Raw genomic sequence first — 18,729 nt, forward strand, 5'->3', positions numbered from 1 at the left:
CCTCTTCTTGTTAAACTAATCTATTGAAAACAATTCATTCAGTCCTTCGCCCATGCTTGGATGTGTAAAGATGAAATCGCGAAGGAAGGTATAATGTTGTCCGGTCTTCATTGCCATGTTTACTATGTTAATGACTTCGGAAGATTCGGCACAGAACAGCGTGCAGCCCATGATGCGTCCCGAATGGCTGTCGATGATGGCTTTCAGTATACCGTCAGTCTGTTGTAAAGTACGTGCACGTGGTAGTGCTGAGGCCGGGAGACGTGATACTTTGAAGGAATATCCCCGTCTGATGGCTTCTTCTTCGGTCAGCCCGACATGTGAAAGCGGCGGATCTATAAATACCGAGTATGCCACCGGGTTACGGTCGTCGGCCGTACGTTCTTTATTTCCGAAAAGGTCGTCCCGGATAATCCGGTAATCGTCCAGTGAAATATAAGTAAACTGCAGCCCGCCTTTTACATCACCCATTGCCCAAATGTTTGGGGAGGTGGTATGCAGGTAACCGTTTACAACAATAGCCCCGTGGCTATCCACTTCTACTCCGGCTGCCTGAAGATTCAGTCCCTCAATCATTGGCTTGCGTCCCGTAGCTACCAGGATGGCATCACCTTCTATGTCAGAAGATGTACCGCCGGCGGTATCCGTATAAGTCAGGATTACACCGTCCGTTGTATCGCGGATGGATTGTGCACGGGCGTTGAGGCGGATTTCTATTCCTTTCTTTTCGAGTGCCTCTTTTACAGCGTTTGCTATATCGCGGTCTTCGCGGGCAATAAATTTGTCACCTCCTTCGAGCACGGTCACTTTGCTTCCGAAGCTTGCATACATGGAAGCAAACTCCAGTCCGATATAACCGCCGCCCACGATAATCAGATGTCGGGGCAATACATCCAGTTCCATCAATGATGTGCTGGTATATACCCGTTTGCTGTCTTTCAGCCCGTCTATTGCCGGTATAATGCTGGTTGATCCGGTATTGATGAAAATCTTTTTTCCCTGAAGTTCGATCACTTCGTCGGGAAGGGTTACTTTCACCACATCTTTTGAAACGAACGATGCCATTCCGGTGTAAATGGTTACATTGGGGAGACTGCTCAGTTTGTCGAACATATTAGCCCTTGAAGCTGCTGTCATTTCGTTTTTCCGTGCGATGGCGGCTTTATAAGCTTCGGCCTGCTTTTCGTAACTGGTTGGGTAGAGCCAACTCACCTTTTCAGCTTCATGGATAAGGCGTTTGGTAGGCACACAGGCTATATTGGGGCAAGTACCTCCATACATCATGGCAGAGCGTTCAATCAGTGCGACTTTCCAGCCGCGTTTGGCTAATTCGGCGGTCAGCGTCTTGCCGCCCTTGCCGAAACCGATAATAATGGCATCATATTGTTTCATAATTCTTATACTTTAGAAGGATGTATCTTTAATGTCAGTTTATAACATTCCGTAACCCTTATTTGTTCCGTTTTTCCCAGTCGGCTTTTTTGAGGGAGTTCAGTACACGCTGCGATGAATCGGAAAGCAGGGTAACGGCACTTGCCAGAATTACGATATCTTTAATTACCAGACGTCCGGCACCGGATAGGAGCGGGAAGCCATATTCTCCGCTTCCCAGGTTCGGAACCCAGACTTCGGGAGTGGTCACCAGGAAGGAGAGTGTACCGAGTGTCATGATGATGGCCAGTGTGTCGCCGATAAGCGCCACTTTGGGGAAGAAGATGCCTAAGAATACCAGGATACCGATGGACATAATCAAAGCTCCCAATCCATAAGAGAACGTGTAGGTTCTGTTCGCTTCGTGCCATTCGCGGTTGGCCGGAACATAAGCACCTTCCGGATTTTTGTGTTCCTTATATTCGGGGGCATCTTTGGCGTAGAAGAAACTCATAAACGGACTGTTGGCTACAAATGGTACAATGCCGTCGGCCTCGTAATGAAAATACTTCAGTCCGCCGATCCAAACGAAAACAACGAGGATGGCTACGCGGATAAATTTCAGTCCGAAACCTTTCAGACCGGATGCTACTGTGAGCAGAGTGATAAATTTCTCTTTCATGCTATTTCTTTTTATGGGTTTAACTTTCTGATGCAAAGATCCGGTTTTTCCCATCGGCGGGAAATAGCAATATCGCCGGATGAATTGTCAATTCTTCCCTTCTACCGAATTTCGGTATTGCACAGGGCTTTCTCCGGTCATGTTTTTGAAGAAACGGCTGAAAGAGGACTGGTCCTCAAATCCCAGAATATCAGCAATCTCTTTCGAACTTTTGTTACTGTATAAAAGGAGTCGTTTGGCTTCTGCTTCCACCCGTTCATGGATGACGCGCAGGGGCGAAGGCAGTTTACAGGAAGAAAAGATGTTCGAGAGTGTTTTGGGTGATTTATGCAGCATGTCGGCATAATCCTGCACTTGCTTTTTAGTCCGGAAGTGTTCGTCTACCAGATTATAGTATTGGCGGATGATCTCGAAGCTGTATTCCTTCTCCTGGGTGATATTCAGTCTTTGCCGGGCGATGCGTGTACTCTGGATGATGAAACGTTTAAGCAGGATGCGGAGCATCTCTTCCTGTAGATTGTCCGATACGGTGAATTCGCGGTCCAGCAAACCCACTACATCTTCCATCGACCGCCGTTCCGATTCGTTGAGCATAAATCTCACCACGTGCGAAGAACCGTTGAACAGAAATCCACTGCACGACACTTCATGGTCATTGCCGTAAATACAATAGAAGTTGCTGTTGAACAGCACCGTCAGATACTCTCCATCGATGGACAGGAACTCCAGATGCTGGAGATTGGAGAGGGAGATCACCTCGTTTTCGGCCAGTGTCACTTCCTGATGGTCTATCTCCAGGGTAATGCTTCCTTGGCGTACCCATATGAATTTATACAAACTCTTTTCTTTCTGCAAGTTCTTTTCGGTATGATAGCTTGTGGTCAATGCAAGCATACCTTTCAGTTTTGTCTGGTAAGTTCTTATCATAATCAATCCTCCATGGCTGATGCGTCAAATGACAGGGGTAATAAATGTCCCACACTCTGTATTTCGTAAATACACTTTTTGCCGTAAAGCAATATACGTATGGGTTGTTTGTATCTTTTTTCCGTTTCCAGAATCACCTGGCGACAGGCGCCGCAAGGAGGAATCGGAGTGTCGATAAAGTCTTTTTCCGTACGTGCGGCGATGGCAAGAGTCTTCACTGCCTGGTCCGGATACTGCGAATTGGCATAGAACAACGTAGTTCGTTCGGCGCAAAGTCCGGACGGGTAGGCTGCGTTTTCCTGATTGGTTCCTGTCACTATCACTCCGTTGGCCAGCAGTGCTGCCGCTCCTACCGAGAAGTGCGAGTAAGGTGCATAGCTACGCTGGGTTGCCTCGATGGCATCATCCAATAAGGCACGGTCTGCGTCATTGAGTTCGTCATATTCATATACTTTAATTACAGAGGTAATAGTCAGGTCTTTCATGTGGGTAGGTGGTTTATAGTTCTACAAATCATGTTACAAAGTTAGAAAAGAGATTGATAATCCCAATTATTTTTATGATTTTTGTGCCGCATAACCTAACATACACAAATTATATAGATGAATAGCAAACTTCTCAGGCTGATTGCCGTAGTTACAGTTCTTGCTTTTTCTGTCGGTGCCCAGGCGCAGCGCAGGAATTCCCGTTACGTAGATTATATAAATAAGTATAGTGCCCTGGCTGTAGAGCAAATGAAGGAGCACAAGATACCCGCCAGTATCACATTGGCGCAGGGGCTGCTTGAAAGTGGTGCCGGTATGAGCACGCTGGCGCGTAAAAGTAATAACCACTTCGGCATCAAATGCGGTAGTAGCTGGAATGGACGTACCGTACGCCATGACGACGATGCCCGTAACGAATGCTTCCGTGCTTATCGCAATCCCCGTGATTCGTACGAGGACCATTCGGCATTTCTGAAACGCGGTGCCCGCTATGCTTTCTTGTTTAAACTGAAGATAACGGATTATAAAGGCTGGGCCCGTGGGTTGAAAAAGGCGGGATATGCCACCGATCCTTCGTATGCCAACCGTCTGATTACGATTATTGAAGACTACGACCTTTATAAATATGACCGTAAGGGAGGATGGAGTTCGTCAAAGAGTGAACCGACGGTACTCAATCCGCATCAGGTCTACATAGCAAACGGTATCGCTTATATTGTAGCCCGTGACGGAGATACGTTTAAGTCGTTGGGTAAAGAGTTCGATATCCGTTGGAAGAAGTTGGTGAAGTATAACGACTTGCAACGTGATTATACCTTGATGGATGGTGATATCATTTATCTGAAAGAGAAGAAAAAGAGAGCGTCGAAACCTTATACCGTTTATATCGTCAAAGACGGAGACTCCATGCATACCATTTCTCAGAAATATGCCATCCGGTTGAAGAACCTGTATAAGATGAACCGTAAGGACGGGGATTATGTTCCCGAAGTGGGAGACAGGTTGAGGCTGAGGTAGACTTTGCCGCTGCGGTATATAAGAAATGTATTAATAGCAAAAGGGTGTAGCCATACTTTATGCATGGCTACACCCTTTTGCTATTAGGGCTACACCCTTTCTGCCGGATGGCTACACCCAAACGTGTGTTTTTCACCGCAGAGAACACAGTTACGCTTTGTTACGAAACTGTACAGGGTGTTCATTATCGGACACCTTGTTTCTCTTCTTCCTGCTGAAACACAGTACTTTCCTTTTTTGGCATAAGGTTTGATCATAGAAATACAAAGAATATTTGTAAATCTATAATTGACTATATATGGACAGAGAAATTCCAAAAGAGGTGCGCAATAAAGAGCGTAATAAAAAGATTATTCGTTTTTCGGCCATCGGTATTATCGGGATAGTAGGCATTAGCCTACTAATTTCGTTGTTGCGTACGGGAGTACAGAAGAAGGATCTCGTGTTGTCTACCGTTGACAAGGGGACGATCGAGGTCAGTGTCAGTGCTTCGGGCAAAGTGGTTCCGGCTTTTGAAGAGATCATCAATTCACCGATCAACACCCGCATCGTGGAAGTATATAGAAAGGGCGGTGACAGTGTAGATGTAGGTACTCCCATCCTGAAACTCGACTTACAAAGTACGGAAACCGACTATAAAAAACTACTGGATGAAGAGCAAATGAAACGTTATAAGCTCGATCAGGCGCAGGTGAACAGCCAGACCAAATTGAGCGATATGGCCATGCAGATCAAAGTGTCGGAAATGAAACTGGCGCGGATGAAGGTGGAGCTTCGCAACGAACAATACCTCGACAGTCTTGGAGCCGGTACGACCGATAAGGTACGCCAGGCCGAATTGAGCTACAATACGTCCCGCCTCGAATTGGAACAACTCAAACAACAATATGCCAACGAGAAACAGGTAGCAGCCGCCGACCTGAAAGTGCTTGAACTCGACCTCAACATGTTCCGTAAGGGACTTGCCGAAATGAAGCGTACGTTGGACGATGCACAGATACGTTCGCCGCGCAAAGCCATCCTTACTTATATCAACAACCAGATCGGTGCGCAGATTCCTCAAGGAGGGCAGGTGGCTATCATTTCGGATCTGAGTCATTTCAAAGTGGATGGCGAGATTGCCGATACTTATGGTGACCGTGTGGCAGCGGGCGGAAAGGCTATTGTGAAAGTGGGCAGTGAGAAACTCGAGGGGACCGTAAGCAGTGTCACTCCGCTTTCAAAGAACGGAGTTATCTCTTTCTCCGTGCAACTGAAAGAAGATAATAACAAGCGGTTGCGTTCGGGACTCAAGACCGATGTATATGTGATGAATGCCGTGAAAGAAGATGTGTTGCGTATAGCCAATGCCTCTTATTATGTAGGCCGCGGCGAATACGATCTGTTCGTGATGACTTCGGACGATGAAATCGTAAAACGGAAAGTTCAGCTGGGCGATTCGAACTTTGAGTTTGTAGAAGTGGTGAGCGGACTCAATCCGGGAGACAAGGTGGTGGTCAGCGACATGACCAACTACAAAAATAAGAACAAACTCAAAGTGAAATAATACGCCGAAAAAACTTTTTAAATCAAGGCACCTTAGGGTTTAAACCAAAGGCTTGTTGGTTTTAAGCCAACGGAATTTTGGTTTAAAAGGTGGATTGTGTGCCTTTTAAGATGTGAAACTATGATAACAATTTATCTCAAACAATCTTATAATTTGCTGAAAGAGAACCGTTTCGTAAATGGAATCTCTGTAGCGGGTACCGCTTTGTCGGTGGCAGCAGTGATGCTTATTTACCTCGTCTATCAAGTAAATTTCTCTGCGTATGCGCCGGAGTCTAACCGATACCGCATCCTTTTTGTAAACAGTCTGCAAGCGTGCGGGAGTGACGGGAATCCCATCAATAATGGGGGTATGAGTCACAAGGTAGTACGCGAATGTCTTTATCCTTTGCAGACGCCCGAGGCAGTGACTGCTTTTACCGACAGACAACTTCCGGTCAATATACGCGGACAGCAGTTTTATGATAAATATACGATTAAGTTTACCGATGACGGCTTCTGGAAAGTATTTGACTTCACCTTTCTTTCCGGTGTCCCCTTTACACATGCCGATTGGGAATCGGGTATACGGCAAGCGGTTATTTCTGATAAACTGGCACGTAAGTTATTTGGTACGGTTGAAGCAACAGGGCAGACTTTACGCATGAATTATGCCGATTATCAGATATGCGGTGTGGTGAAAGAGGTGAGTCAAGCTGCCGAAAACGCCTATGGAGATGTATGGGTGCCCTATACGGTCAACTCCTCCTTATTAAAGGAAAATGTTAACTATTGCGAAGGAACTACGGGGGAGTTTACCTCCTGCATCCTGGCACGTTCTTCATCCGATTTCGAACCGATCCGCAAAGAGATGCTGAAGTTGCAGGCGGCTTTCAATGCTTCGCTTACCAACACAAAACTTGACTATATGTATTCTCCCTATACCCAGTGGCAGGCCGTGCTGGGTACAAATGGTTTCGATCGGGGTACAGTGGGCGAATGGTTTAAAACTACCGGTGCGACGGTTCTTTTCCTTTTGCTCCTGCCTGCCTTGAATATAATAGGTATAACGCTGACACAGTTTCGCAAACGTCGCAGTGAGATTGGGGTTCGTAAAGCGTTCGGTGCTCGTTCGTTTTCGCTGGTAGAGCAAGTGATGACCGAGAACCTGTTGATCTCCTGCATAGGTGGGCTGATCGGACTGGTGTTGTCATACGCCTTGTTATCTCTTTGCAGGTCGTTTTTCTTTTCGGGAACTATTGCTCTGACACACGATATGCTGATACAGCCCTTCACTTTTGTTGCGGCTTTCTTTTTCACGCTGTTACTGAATTTGCTGAGTGCCGCGATCCCCGCCTGGCGGGCCTCACGGATGCCTATTACAGAGGCGTTGCATGATATGGAATAATTTTAAAAACAAAGACCCGTTATGATAAAGCAAATATTTAAGATAATATGGAACCAACGCCGCTCTAACGGTTGGATATGGATGGAACTTCTGGTCGTATTCGTTGCGCTGTGGTATCTGGTAGATATGTTTGTGGTACAGTTCTATTCCTATTCCCGTCCGTTGGGCTATGATATCACGAATTGCTGGCGGCTTTCGTTTGATGTTTATCCCGAAGATGCCGCCGAGTATGTCAGCGACACTACTCAGGCTCCTACCGAAGGCGAAGCATTGGCCCGGATCCTTGAACGCCTGCGTCGTGCCCCGGAAGTGGATAATGCTTGTGTTGCTTTCTATTCCTCACCCTATTCCGGAGGTAATTCATGGACACAGATCATGCCTTGTACGGCCGATAGCGGTAAGTTCAAAGAGCAATCCTATCACCAATATACCGTTTCTCCCGAATTTTATGATGTATTTCGTATCCGGAGCCGTGAGGGACAGCTTCTGAGTGAATTATTGAACAAAAAACAGTTGGAATATTTTATTACTCCGGATCTGGAAAAAGATTTCTTCGGTGAGGAGTCGGCAGTAGGACAGAAAGTATGTTATCCCGGCAGTAGTATGCGGGAGATACGCATTGCGGCAGTGACCGTCCCGGTTCGTATGACCGAGTTTGTGAAGCCGGAGCCCGAACTTTTCTTTACTATGAGACCGAAAGAACTGGAACGTCAGGTGAATGCTTCCGGGGTAGCTAATATGGAGATAACCGTGCGGATGAAAGAAGATTTGACTCCGGAACAGATGGGGACTTTCCTAAACCGGATGAAGAGCCAGTTGACGGAGAATAATCTCTACGTTGCCAGCATGAAGGATATGAAGCAACAACGCAGTGAACGATTGCGGTCTGAATGGCGGAAAATCAGCATTAACCTTCTGTTGTCCGTTTTCATCTTGCTGAACGTGCTTTTCGGCATTACGGGAACTTTTTGGCTACGCATCGAGCAACGGCGTAGTGAAACCGGTCTGCGGATGGCACTGGGCAGTACACGCAGGCGGGTAGGATGGTTCTTCACTGCCGAGGGGTGGTTATTGCTGACCACCGTAACTCCGCTGGTGCTGTTTGTCATGTTCAATATGATACACATGGAAATTCCCGATTTGTACAATCTTCCTTTCTCCTGGTGGCGTTTTGCTGTCGGTTTTGGTGGGGTACTGTTGCTGATGGGGCTGATCATTGCGTTGGGCACGTGGTTGCCTGCCCGTCGGGCCATGAAGTTGCAGCCGGCGGAAGCGCTGCACTATGAATAATAAATTTAGTACCGAACAGACATGATAAAACTCTATTTCAAACAATCGTGGGCGTTGATCCGCCAGAATAAACTGTTCAGCAGTCTCTATGTGCTGGGCACAGGGCTGGCCATTGCCATGACAATGATTATTGTCATTGTGTATTATGTAAAGATCGCCCCTATCTATCCCGAAACGAACCGGTCTCAGACGATGGTGTTGACGTCGGTAGCCGTAAAAAACACCGAGCAACATTCTATGACCAAGTCCTCCTGTTCTTATCATATGCTGAAAGAATGGATCTATCCGTTGAAAAACGCGGAAGAAGTGACGGCCGTTTTGGGACGTATGTTATTGGGAAATTATGTACAGCCCGAAGATGGTGGGAATGTAATTCCCGTAATGGTGAAACAGACCGATCCTGCATTCTTCCGGGTGTTCCCGTTTGAATTCCTGGGCGGACAGGCTTTCTCACAGGCCGATTTTGAAAGCGGAATCCACAATGTAGTGCTCTCGGAGAGTGGTGCCCGCCGGATATTGGGTGACACAGAAGCGGTGGGACGTACGTTCTCGCTGAATTTTGAAAACTATCGGGTAGTGGGCGTGGTGCGTAGCGGCAGTTATATGCTCAGCGACTCTTATGCCGACGTGTATATGCCCTATACTTGTATAACCGGTTATGATCGGGGGGATAAAATGGCCAATATGGTAGGTCCTTATCAGGTGTTTATCAAACTGCCTGGGGCGGATGATGCCCCGAAGCTACGTGCTGAAATACAGGAGTTGGTTCATAAATTCAACCACTCTCAGCCCGATCTGGAAATAGACTTGAACAATCAGCCTCTTCCTTATTGGCAGTATCCTCTTAAACAAATGGGGTATTCGGAGATTGACTGGGCGAACGTATTCAAAATACATGGTTGGCTGTTGCTTGCTTTCCTGTTTGTTCCGGCCATCAACCTGGGCGGGATGATTTCCAGCCGGATGGAACAACGTCTTTCCGAGATGGGGATACGCAAAGCCTTCGGAGCCAATCGTTCGGTATTGTTAGGACAGGTGCTTTGGGAGAATCTGGCGCTCACCTGTGTAGGCGGTTTTATCGGTCTGCTGTTGTCATGGGGAGGTCTGGTGTTGGGGCGTAATTGGATTTTCGGTTTGTTCAATTCGTGGCCGGTACCCATCCCCGAAGGAGTGGAGGTTAATCTAAGTCCGGATATGTTGTTCAGTCCGTTTGTGTTTGTCCTTGCGTTCGGTACGTGTGTATTGCTCAACCTGCTTTCGGCTTTTTGTCCCGCATGGTATTCACTGCGTAAAAACATCATATATTCCATCAACGAAAAGATATAAATAGCCATGAATCAATTAATACTGAAAAACTTGTGGGCGCGCCGCAGTCGCAACCTGTGGCTATTGGCCGAGATTGTATTGGTTTGTATTGTCTCTTGGAAAATAGCGGACCCTTTGGTCGTGCTTACCCATGACCGTACGTTACCTGAGGGCTTTCGTTCCGATCATTTGTTTGTTCTTGAACTGGCGACTTTGCCGGAGAAATCCGGGAAGTTTCGTCCCGAAGAAGACGACAGCCTGTCCCGCAGGGAAAACCTGGGCCGCATTTTTCAACAGGTGAAGAATTATGAAGGTGTGGAGTCTGCTACGTTTTTTTTCAATCGTATAATGCCTTATTCCGGTAGCAGTACCACTTCTCCCCAGACGTTTAAGGGAGATTCTACCTATATGTCGGCATGGCAGATCTCTTTCCTGAACCGTTCGGACTTCTTCCGGACCATGGGGTTTGAAGGAGCTGAGGGGATGACGGCCGGAGAGCTGGACGAACGTATCTTTGATAAAGATGAATATGTGCTGACAGCCAATACGTCGGAGTTCTTTTTGCATCCGGAGAGTCCTCTCACCGGGCGGACGACATGGAACAACGACAGCACTGCCGAATATCGGGTGGCGGGTGTGATAAAACCTTTTCGCTATCGAAGCTATATGCAACCTCAGCCGGTCCGTCTGAATCCCCTGTCGGTTATGCCCGAACGGTATTATTCGGATTTGCCTCAGATTGTTTTCCGAATCGGGGATCGTCTTTCCGAAGAGGTGTTTTTGCATCACTTCATCCCTTGGACGGGGAAAGAGTTGAAAGCCGGAAATATATATGTGAATTCGGTGCAGTCGTATACCGATTTGCGTAAACAGTCGGAGTTCAGTGCCGGTACTACCGATACATACCGTAAAAATATAACTTTGGGCTTGTTCTTTCTGATCAATCTCTGTCTGGGGGTGGCCGGAACGTTCTGGCTGCAAACCCGTACACGGCGGGAGGAAGTCGGCATTATGCTTTCATTCGGAGCCCGGCCGCAAAACATTGTTCGGATGCTGCTGGGTGAAGGATGGGTACTGACAACAATCGGAACGCTGTTGGGATGCCTTGTTTATTTGCAATATGCCTTGAAAGAAGGACTATACTCCACAAATTGGGGATCATGGTCACCCGAAGTGGCTTCGCCTGCTTATTGGATCAATCATTTCGGTTGGCACTTCCTGGCAACTTCCCTGATGGTGTACATCTTGTTGCTGATTGTCGTTTCAGTCGGCATTTGGATACCTGCCCGGAAGATTAGCCGCATCAATCCGGTAGATGCTTTGCGTGATGAATAACTATTAAAATTACATACTATGATAAAACTTTATTTAAAACAATCGTGGATGTTGATCCGTCAGAACAAGTTGTTCAGCAGTCTGTATGTACTGGGTACGGGGCTTGCCATTGCCATGACGATGATTATTGCCATTGTGTATTATATTAAAATAGCTCCTATTTATCCGGAAGTGAACCGTTCGGTGACGATGCGGATGAAAGGGGTGAGTGCCATGCATGTGAAAGGAGGCGGAAATTTATATCTCTGTTCTTATGAAATGCTGAAAGAGTGGTTCTACCCACTGAAATCAGCGGAGCTGGTTACCGCTGTAAACGAACACTTTCTGAACCGGGAGGGGGCTTATATACAACCGGCCGGGGGAGGTGAGCAGATACCGGCTTTGGTAAAGTATACCGATCCTAATTTTTTTCGGTTATTTGAGTTTGAATTTTTGAACGGGAAGCCTTTTTCGGAAGCGGATTTAGCCAGTGGAATCCGTAATGTAGTACTTTCTGACCGGATGGCCCGCCGCATTTTTGGCAGGACCGATGTGGTTGGGCAAACGTTTAAACTGGATTTCAAAGAGTCTAAAGTCGTCGGAGTGGTACGTGAGGGCAGTTATCTGTTGCCGGCATCTTACGGGCAAATCTATATGCCCTATTCTTGCTTGCCAGGATATGACAGTAACAATGATGGCAGTCATAAAGTCGGTACCTATATCGTTTATTTTAAGGTTCGCCAGAAAGAAGATATGCCGAAACTGTATGCGGAGGTCAATGAAATGGTGCATAAATACAATATTTCCCAGAAAGAATATACAGTTGATATTTTTCATCAGCCGGATCCGTATTGGCAGACTTGGTTCAGAGAGGGCAATACGAACGAGATTGATTGGATGTCGGTCATTAAACTGTATGGAGGAGCTCTTTTGGCTTTGTTGTTAGTGCCTGCTATTAATTTGAGTGGGATGATATCCAGTCGCATGGACGATCGTCTGGCGGAAATGGGGATACGAAAAGCGTTCGGGGCCAATCGGAAACAATTATTGAATCAAGTGTTATGGGAAAATCTGCTTCTTACTTGCATCGGCGGGCTGATGGGACTTATTGTTTCATGGGGGCTGCTTGTGTTAGGGCGTAATTGGGTATTTAGCCTGTTCGACAAATATCCGACAGTTGTGTCCGACGGAGTCGATGTGGCTATCAATCCGCAAATGCTGTTCAGTCCTTTAATGTTTTGCGTAACATTTGCTTTTTGTTTGATACTGAACCTGCTCTCTGCCTGGTGGCCCACATGGCGCTCGTTGCACAACGATATTATTGACTCACTTAACACTAAGAAATAAATCATGATACGACTTATAATAAAGAACCTCTGGGCCCGTCGTCGGAAAAACGGATGGCTGTTGGCCGAATTGATATTGGTATCGATCGTCACGTGGGTGATTGTCGATCCGTTGGTAGTGTTGACACACGATCGGAATCTGCCGGAGGGCTATCGTCCCGATCATCTTTTCTTGCTTCAGTTGGCATCGTTCCCTGCCGAATCGGAGCAATTCCATATCGAAGAGAATGATACATTGGCGCGTAAAGCCAATTTTGAGCGGTTGCTCGACAAGCTGAAACATTATGAAGGAGTAAAGTATACTACTTTCATCTTGAATGGCCAATATCCTTCATCGAATTCCACGAGTAACGGTAATACGATGTTCGATACCATTCCGGTCCGCACTCTCCGTCTTACTTTCATGCCCCACACCGATTATTTCCGGACCATGGGGATGGAGGGAGCCGAAGGTATGACGGCCGAACAATTGGATAACCGTGACTTCCGTTGGACCGAATCGGTATTGACTGCGGACGTAGCGTATCGGCTGAAGGATGGAAAACCGCTTTACGGACGTCGTTTGGGGGAAAATGGAGATGATGAAGACTATCGGGTGGGAGGAGTGATCGCCCCTCTTCGTTACCGGAGTTATATGCAACCCATGCCCATAGAGTTATGCGTGTTTGAAGAGTTTCCTGATTATATGTACTATTATCTTCCGTTAATCGCTTTTCGTATAGACGACAATCTGTCGGAGAAGGCTTTTCTGCATCACTTCCGTGAGTGGATGGATAAAGGACTGACGGTAGGCAACTATTATGTGAAGTCTGTACGGCCCTTCAGCAGCATTCAGGATCAACATGAGTTTTCTGAAGGTATCACTAACCAGTATCGCCTGAACCTGGCTTTAGGTATATTCTTTTTAGTGAACCTTTGTTTGGGAGTGGCCGGAACTTTCTGGATGCAGACCCGTTCGCGCCGTGAAGAGGTGGGCATCATGCTTTCTTTTGGCGGTAATCCTTCACATATCACCCGCCTGCTTTTATACGAAGGTTGGGTGCTGACCACATTGGGGACGTTGATAGGCTGCTTGCTCTATTTGCAATATGCGTTGAAGGATGGTCTCTATACTACCTGTATCGGTTCGGAAGAGATGATGCCTGTTTATTGGATTAACCATTTCGGTCTGCATTTTGCGGCTGTTTCCCTGATTGTATACCTTTTGCTGTTGATTGTTGTTTCTATCGGAATCTGGATGCCGGCACACAAACTCAGCCGCATCAATCCGGTGGATGCTTTGCGGGACGAATAACCAATAAATAAAATAAATTGCTATGATGGTATTATACTTCAAACAGGCCTGGCAACTCCTGAAACAGAATCCTTTATTCAGCAGTGTGTACATACTCGGTACAGGACTGGGGATTGCCATGACCATGAGCCTGGTGATCATCTGTTACATCAAGATGGCTCCGGTCCATCCCGAAGAGAACCGGAACCGTATCCTGGTCAGTAAAGGAATGACTGTTGTAGAGCAGAAAAACCAGGAGAATTGGTTCAGTTCTCACGTATCCTTTCAGGCAGTGAAGCGTTTTTATTATCCGCTGAAGAGTACCGAGGCTGTAGGGGCATCTATGGATGGGCGCAGTACATCATTACTTGAATTGCCTGGTGACGGAGATTTGAAAGAGGTACAGGTGAAGCTGGTAGATGCCGGGTTCTGGAAGGTGTTTCAATTTGCCTTTGTAGACGGCAAGCCGTTTAGTCAGGCCGATTTTGATTCCGGATTACGAAAAGCTGTCATTTCGCGTACAATGGCTCGCCAGCTTTTTGGAGAGACTCCACCGGTAGGTCGTACTTTTGTTCTTGATTCCGATGAATATAGAGTATGTGGAGTTGTAAAAGATGTTTCCTTCATTACCCCTGCTACGTATGCGGATATTTGGTTACCACTGACGGTTGATTCCGATATTATAAAGGATAATAAGGGTGGCTATGAGTTGGTAGGTGATCTGAATGTCTATATGTTGGCTCCTTCTGTCGATGCTAAAGATAAGGTAATTACAGAGGTACGTGACGTGTTCCGCAAATATAATTATTCTCAGAAAAAATACAGTGTCGATTTACATGGGCAACCGGTATCTTACTGGAAAAGTATTTTTTATGAATATTCTAATTCGGCACCCGACTGGGGAGAGCTGTTACGAGTGTATGGCACTATCCTGTTAGCTTTATTATTTGTTCCGGCACTGAATCTGGCAGGAATGATTGCTTCACGTATGAAGCGCCAGCTTTCCGAATTGGGCATACGTAAGGCTTTCGGTGCTTCCAAAACTTCGCTTCTGTTGCAGGTATTTTGGGAAAATCTGTTTCTTACTGGCATCGGAGGTCTGTTCGGTTTGTTACTTTCGTATCTGATTGTCTATTGTGGTCGGAACTGGCTTCCGGACCTGTTGTCTTTCTCGGTAGATGTGATGCCCGAGGGAGTCGATAGCTTCTTGACTCCCGGTATGTTGCTGAATCCGGTGGTGATAGGTATTACCTTCATGGTCAGCTTGGTGCTGAATGTATTGTCGGCTCTGATTCCGGCTTTACATGCTTTGAAGAAAGATATTGTATATTCGCTTAACGAAAAAAGATAAAAGATATGAACCTGATGATGATACTCCGCCAGTTGTGGAACCAGCGTGCTGCCAATGGATGGATTCTGGGAGAACTGGTGGTTGTGACTTATTTTTTATGGGGAGTAGTCGACCCTGTGTACGTATTATTATCCGATAAGGCATTGCCCGATCATTATGATCTTACCGATACTTACCTGCTCAGTATAGGTGAATATTCAACTAACCATACCAAATATAAACCGGAGATGGCTTCCGATTCGCTGAAACGTATTGACTTTATGCGCATCGTAGATCAGGTACGCCGCTATCCGGGTGTTTCTAATGTGACTGTCAGCCTTTTTAATTCTTATCCGCAAAGCGGGGGTTGGAACGGAGGACAGGTTTTCAATGATACGATTCTTGCATATTCACAGCAGATGACCTTCCTTTCCGGAACCGACTATTTTGGAGTTTTCCGTATACACGATGCACGGACAGGGCAAATTCCTCCGGTACTTGCGGAAGGAGAACAGGGGATCTACCTGACTCCTGATCTCGCAGAGAAGTTGTTCGGCGAGAAATATCCGCAAAATAAATGGGTGCATTGGGGAGATACGACCCGTAAGTTTCCGTTGACCGCTATAATCGACCCCGTACAGATAAGAAGTAATAACCAACCCGGTCCTCTGATATTCAAGACTACTTCTGAATTGAAACATCTTCCGGGCAGAGTGCGGATTTGTTTCCGGGTGCGTGATGGACTCGCTTCACCTGTTTTCACTGAGACATTTAAACGTGAAATGCGTCCCCGAATGCAGATCGGGAACTATTATCTGGCATCGCTTACGGATTTCAGGACGGAAAGTAAAAATTTTGAGTATTATATGGGAACTACGGGGACTATCCGGTTGCAGACCATTCTCGCTTTATTTTTTCTGTTGTGTGTCTTTTTGGGGATGGAGGGTACCTTTTGGCTGCGTTGCAATGCCCGCCGGGAGGAAATAGGGCTCTATATGGCAATGGGGTCTAACCGCCACCGGTTGATCCGGCAGTTTCTTTTTGAAGCCTGGTGGATGGTGACTATCGCATTTGTAGTAGGAGCATTGGTACAACTTCAAATAGTATATCTGAATGGCTTTGCTTTCCCGCCGGATAATCCGAACCCGGATTATATACAGAATCGTCCGGTGTTGCACTTCCTTATTGTATCGGTTATTTCGTATGTTCTGATTCTGGCTGTTTCGTTTGTGGCAACTTATATTCCGGTTTCAAAAGCAGCACGGATGAATCCTGCGGATGCTTTGCGGGACGAGTAACCGGATTGTTCGGCAAATACTTCTACCACAGAGGAGACATGAAGTAACACAGATTATTTATATTGATCAGCAGTGACTTAAATTTTCCTCTGTGTTTCTCTGTGTTTCTCTGTGTTCTCTGTGGTGAGTTTTGATACATCTCCATGATTTCAAAGAACTTTGGACGGTATATAACTTTTTTAAATATCAGTTCTGCGAATATCTGTATTCGTTGGGCGTTACTCCCGTAATTTTCTTGAAAAACAAGCAGAATAACTGCGTGTTAGAAAATCCCAGTTGACCGGCTATTGCTTTGATTGTATTCTCTTTATCAAGTAGCATTCTCTTTGCGGTTTCCATTCTTTTTAACTGGAAGAACTCCAGTAAGGTTTTACCGGTTTCAAACGTGAGTAAATCTTCAAAATAGGCAACGGAGAGCTTTAAATTTTCAGCACAATATGCGGAGGTAGGCGGACCTTCCCACTTTAGCTTACCGGAATAAATATAATCATCCAATAAACGGTCCGTTTTGTCGAGCAGCACTTTATTCTTGTTCTCCCTGGTGATAAACTGCCGTTCGTAGAACCGGGTACAATAATCCAACAATAGTTCGATGTATCGTGAAATCAGTGTTTGGCTATGGCGGTCTATCGGGTGATGTAATTCCTCGTCCATTTCCCGTAGGCATTCTATAATCTTATCCTTTTCGCGTTGGGACAGATGTAAAGCCTCTTCTTTCCGGTAGAAAAAGAAAGTATATTCTTGAATGTTTTTTTCAAGTGTGGTACCATAAAGCAGATCGGGATGGAAAGCCAGTAACCATCCCTGCTGTGGGAGTACTCTGTTTTTGTGGATGTCGAAGGTTTGTTCCGGAGGGAGGAAAACCATTGTCGCATTGGAATAGTCATAAGCTTTGCGTCCGCAACAACAGCAGTCCTCTATGTCGTTCTCCATCAACAGTATTGTGTAAAAATCGAATTTAATGCTGTGCTGTTCCACATTCGTATGATCCAGACGGATAATGCTTGCCTGTGGATGCAGCGTCTTGCATCCCAGGCAGCGGTTGCATTGATGCACCGTTTTGATATCTAATGTTTCTTTACCGGAAGAGGCCATTATACTTGAATTATCCTGTATTCTGTCGGGGTACAGCCAACATTCTTTTTAAATATGCGTGTGAAATGTTGTGGGTATTGGAATCCCAGTTCATATGCAATCTCACTGACTGTTTTTTCTGAAGCCAATATCTTTTCTTTGGCTACATTTATTATTTTACCCTGGATGTATTCCTGAGCAGTCTTACCCGTTTCTTTTTTAACTAGGTCGCCGAAATAGTTGGAAGACAAGTTTACCTTATCTGCAAAATATTTCACTGTGGGTAATCCTTCGGTTTGCGACTGCTCACTTTGGAAGTAGAGATCCAATAGTTCTTCGAACTTCACCAGTACGTCCTTGTTCACTTTTGAACGTGTGACGAACTGCCGTTCATAGAAACGCATGCAATAGTCCAATAATAATTCGATATTTCTTGAAATCAGGCGTTTGCTGTGCTTGTCTATCGGACGTGATAATTCTAACTGGACTTTATCCAGGCAATCCTGAAAGATCTTTTTCTCTTCGTCCGAAAGATGAAGGGCTTCATTTGAAGCGTATGAAAAGAATGAATACTGTTTGATTTCCTGTCCCAGAGATGTGCCGCGTATCAGGTCGGGATGAAATAATATACCGTGTGACTTCGGACGTATCCCGTCAGTCACCTTTACCTCTACTACCTGTCCGGGGGCAAAACTTGTTACTGTGCCTTCTTGATAGTCATACATCTGCCGTCCGTAGCGTAGATCGCCGCACTTTGTTTGTTTCAGAAACAAAGCGTACAGTCCGTAATTGAGGGTGAAGTGTGTGGGGAACAACGTGGCTTTCGACAAGTCGACTACTGTCACCAAAGGGTGCAATGTTTCGAGACCGTACATCTGGTTATACTGGTCTACCGAATTGAGCTTAATTACTTCTTCCATAGGGCATATTGTTATTTATCTGTGACAAATGTAGGGATTTTCATCATATGTAGTATGGGTTGGAGGAATAAAACCGGAATAGGGGTAAGAATATCCGTAATTGAGGTAATTACATCCGTAATCCGGGTATACGATGAGAACGGAAAGGTGCCTAAATTTGCATCA

16 protein-coding genes are annotated in these 18,729 nt (G+C 46.0%); 10 read left to right on the forward strand and 6 right to left on the reverse strand.

Annotated elements, in window-relative coordinates:
- Positions 1-15: 15 nt before the first annotated feature.
- The 4 genes from DBK98_RS11120 to cdd all read right to left on the reverse strand — a co-directional run bounded on the left by DBK98_RS11120 (position 16) and on the right by cdd (position 3,465).
- On the reverse strand, positions 16-1,392 hold the full coding sequence (locus DBK98_RS11120; RefSeq protein WP_005776257.1) for an FAD-dependent oxidoreductase: 1,377 nt from the start codon (positions 1,390-1,392) through the stop codon (positions 16-18).
- A 58-nt stretch (positions 1,393-1,450) separates the two neighbouring features.
- Positions 1,451-2,053, reverse strand: coding sequence for a DUF417 family protein (locus DBK98_RS11125; RefSeq protein WP_005809464.1), 603 nt, complete (start codon positions 2,051-2,053; stop codon positions 1,451-1,453).
- 87 nt (positions 2,054-2,140) lie between these two features.
- Positions 2,141-2,980, reverse strand: a complete 840-nt coding sequence (locus DBK98_RS11130; protein WP_005776259.1) for an AraC family transcriptional regulator — start codon at positions 2,978-2,980, stop codon at positions 2,141-2,143.
- Between the two features lie 2 nt (positions 2,981-2,982).
- The gene (gene cdd / locus DBK98_RS11135) at positions 2,983-3,465 is read right to left on the reverse strand and encodes a cytidine deaminase (protein ID WP_032536883.1); all 483 of its coding nucleotides are present in this window, start codon (positions 3,463-3,465) and stop codon (positions 2,983-2,985) included.
- Positions 3,466-3,582: 117 nt separating this feature from the next.
- Between cdd and DBK98_RS11140 the strand changes: the two genes are divergently transcribed.
- From DBK98_RS11140 to DBK98_RS11185, 10 genes are all read left to right on the forward strand, one after another.
- Positions 3,583-4,482, forward strand: coding sequence for a glucosaminidase domain-containing protein (locus DBK98_RS11140; RefSeq protein ID WP_005776261.1), 900 nt, complete (start codon positions 3,583-3,585; stop codon positions 4,480-4,482).
- A 298-nt stretch (positions 4,483-4,780) separates the two neighbouring features.
- Complete coding sequence (locus tag DBK98_RS11145; RefSeq protein WP_005776262.1) at positions 4,781-6,028, forward strand: efflux RND transporter periplasmic adaptor subunit; 1,248 nt, start codon at positions 4,781-4,783, stop codon at positions 6,026-6,028.
- Positions 6,029-6,148: 120 nt separating this feature from the next.
- Entirely contained in the window at positions 6,149-7,414 is a 1,266-nt protein-coding gene (locus DBK98_RS11150) for an ABC transporter permease (RefSeq protein ID WP_005809456.1), read from the forward strand.
- 21 nt (positions 7,415-7,435) lie between these two features.
- Positions 7,436-8,704 carry an ABC transporter permease gene (locus tag DBK98_RS11155; RefSeq protein WP_005776265.1) on the forward strand — a complete coding sequence of 423 codons (1,269 nt, stop codon included), beginning with the start codon at positions 7,436-7,438 and terminating at the stop codon, positions 8,702-8,704.
- 21 nt (positions 8,705-8,725) lie between these two features.
- Complete coding sequence (locus tag DBK98_RS11160) at positions 8,726-10,030, forward strand: ABC transporter permease (protein ID WP_032536882.1); 1,305 nt, start codon at positions 8,726-8,728, stop codon at positions 10,028-10,030.
- 6 nt (positions 10,031-10,036) lie between these two features.
- Entirely contained in the window at positions 10,037-11,344 is a 1,308-nt protein-coding gene (locus DBK98_RS11165; RefSeq protein ID WP_005809448.1) for an ABC transporter permease, read from the forward strand.
- An 18-nt stretch (positions 11,345-11,362) separates the two neighbouring features.
- Positions 11,363-12,670, forward strand: a complete 1,308-nt coding sequence (locus tag DBK98_RS11170; protein WP_032536881.1) for an ABC transporter permease — start codon at positions 11,363-11,365, stop codon at positions 12,668-12,670.
- Between the two features lie 3 nt (positions 12,671-12,673).
- Positions 12,674-13,963, forward strand: a complete 1,290-nt coding sequence (locus DBK98_RS11175; RefSeq protein ID WP_032536880.1) for an ABC transporter permease — start codon at positions 12,674-12,676, stop codon at positions 13,961-13,963.
- A 22-nt stretch (positions 13,964-13,985) separates the two neighbouring features.
- The gene (locus DBK98_RS11180; RefSeq protein WP_022012341.1) at positions 13,986-15,293 is read left to right on the forward strand and encodes an ABC transporter permease; all 1,308 of its coding nucleotides are present in this window, start codon (positions 13,986-13,988) and stop codon (positions 15,291-15,293) included.
- 5 nt (positions 15,294-15,298) lie between these two features.
- Positions 15,299-16,570 carry an ABC transporter permease gene (locus DBK98_RS11185; RefSeq protein ID WP_032536879.1) on the forward strand — a complete coding sequence of 424 codons (1,272 nt, stop codon included), beginning with the start codon at positions 15,299-15,301 and terminating at the stop codon, positions 16,568-16,570.
- 186 nt (positions 16,571-16,756) lie between these two features.
- Here DBK98_RS11185 and DBK98_RS11190 read toward each other — a convergent pair whose 3' ends face one another.
- Together DBK98_RS11190 and DBK98_RS11195 are read right to left on the reverse strand one after the other, a co-directional pair.
- Positions 16,757-17,665 (reverse strand): AraC family transcriptional regulator, encoded by a 909-nt coding sequence (locus DBK98_RS11190; protein WP_032536878.1) that lies wholly within the window; start codon positions 17,663-17,665, stop codon positions 16,757-16,759.
- On the reverse strand, positions 17,665-18,564 hold the full coding sequence (locus DBK98_RS11195) for an AraC family transcriptional regulator (protein WP_005809437.1): 900 nt from the start codon (positions 18,562-18,564) through the stop codon (positions 17,665-17,667). The genes DBK98_RS11190 and DBK98_RS11195 overlap by 1 nt, the downstream gene beginning before the upstream one ends.
- Positions 18,565-18,729: the final 165 nt, after the last annotated feature.

It is taken from the genome of Bacteroides sp. PHL 2737, from assembly GCF_004115325.2.
Classification (GTDB): Bacteria; Bacteroidota; Bacteroidia; order Bacteroidales; family Bacteroidaceae; genus Bacteroides; species Bacteroides hominis.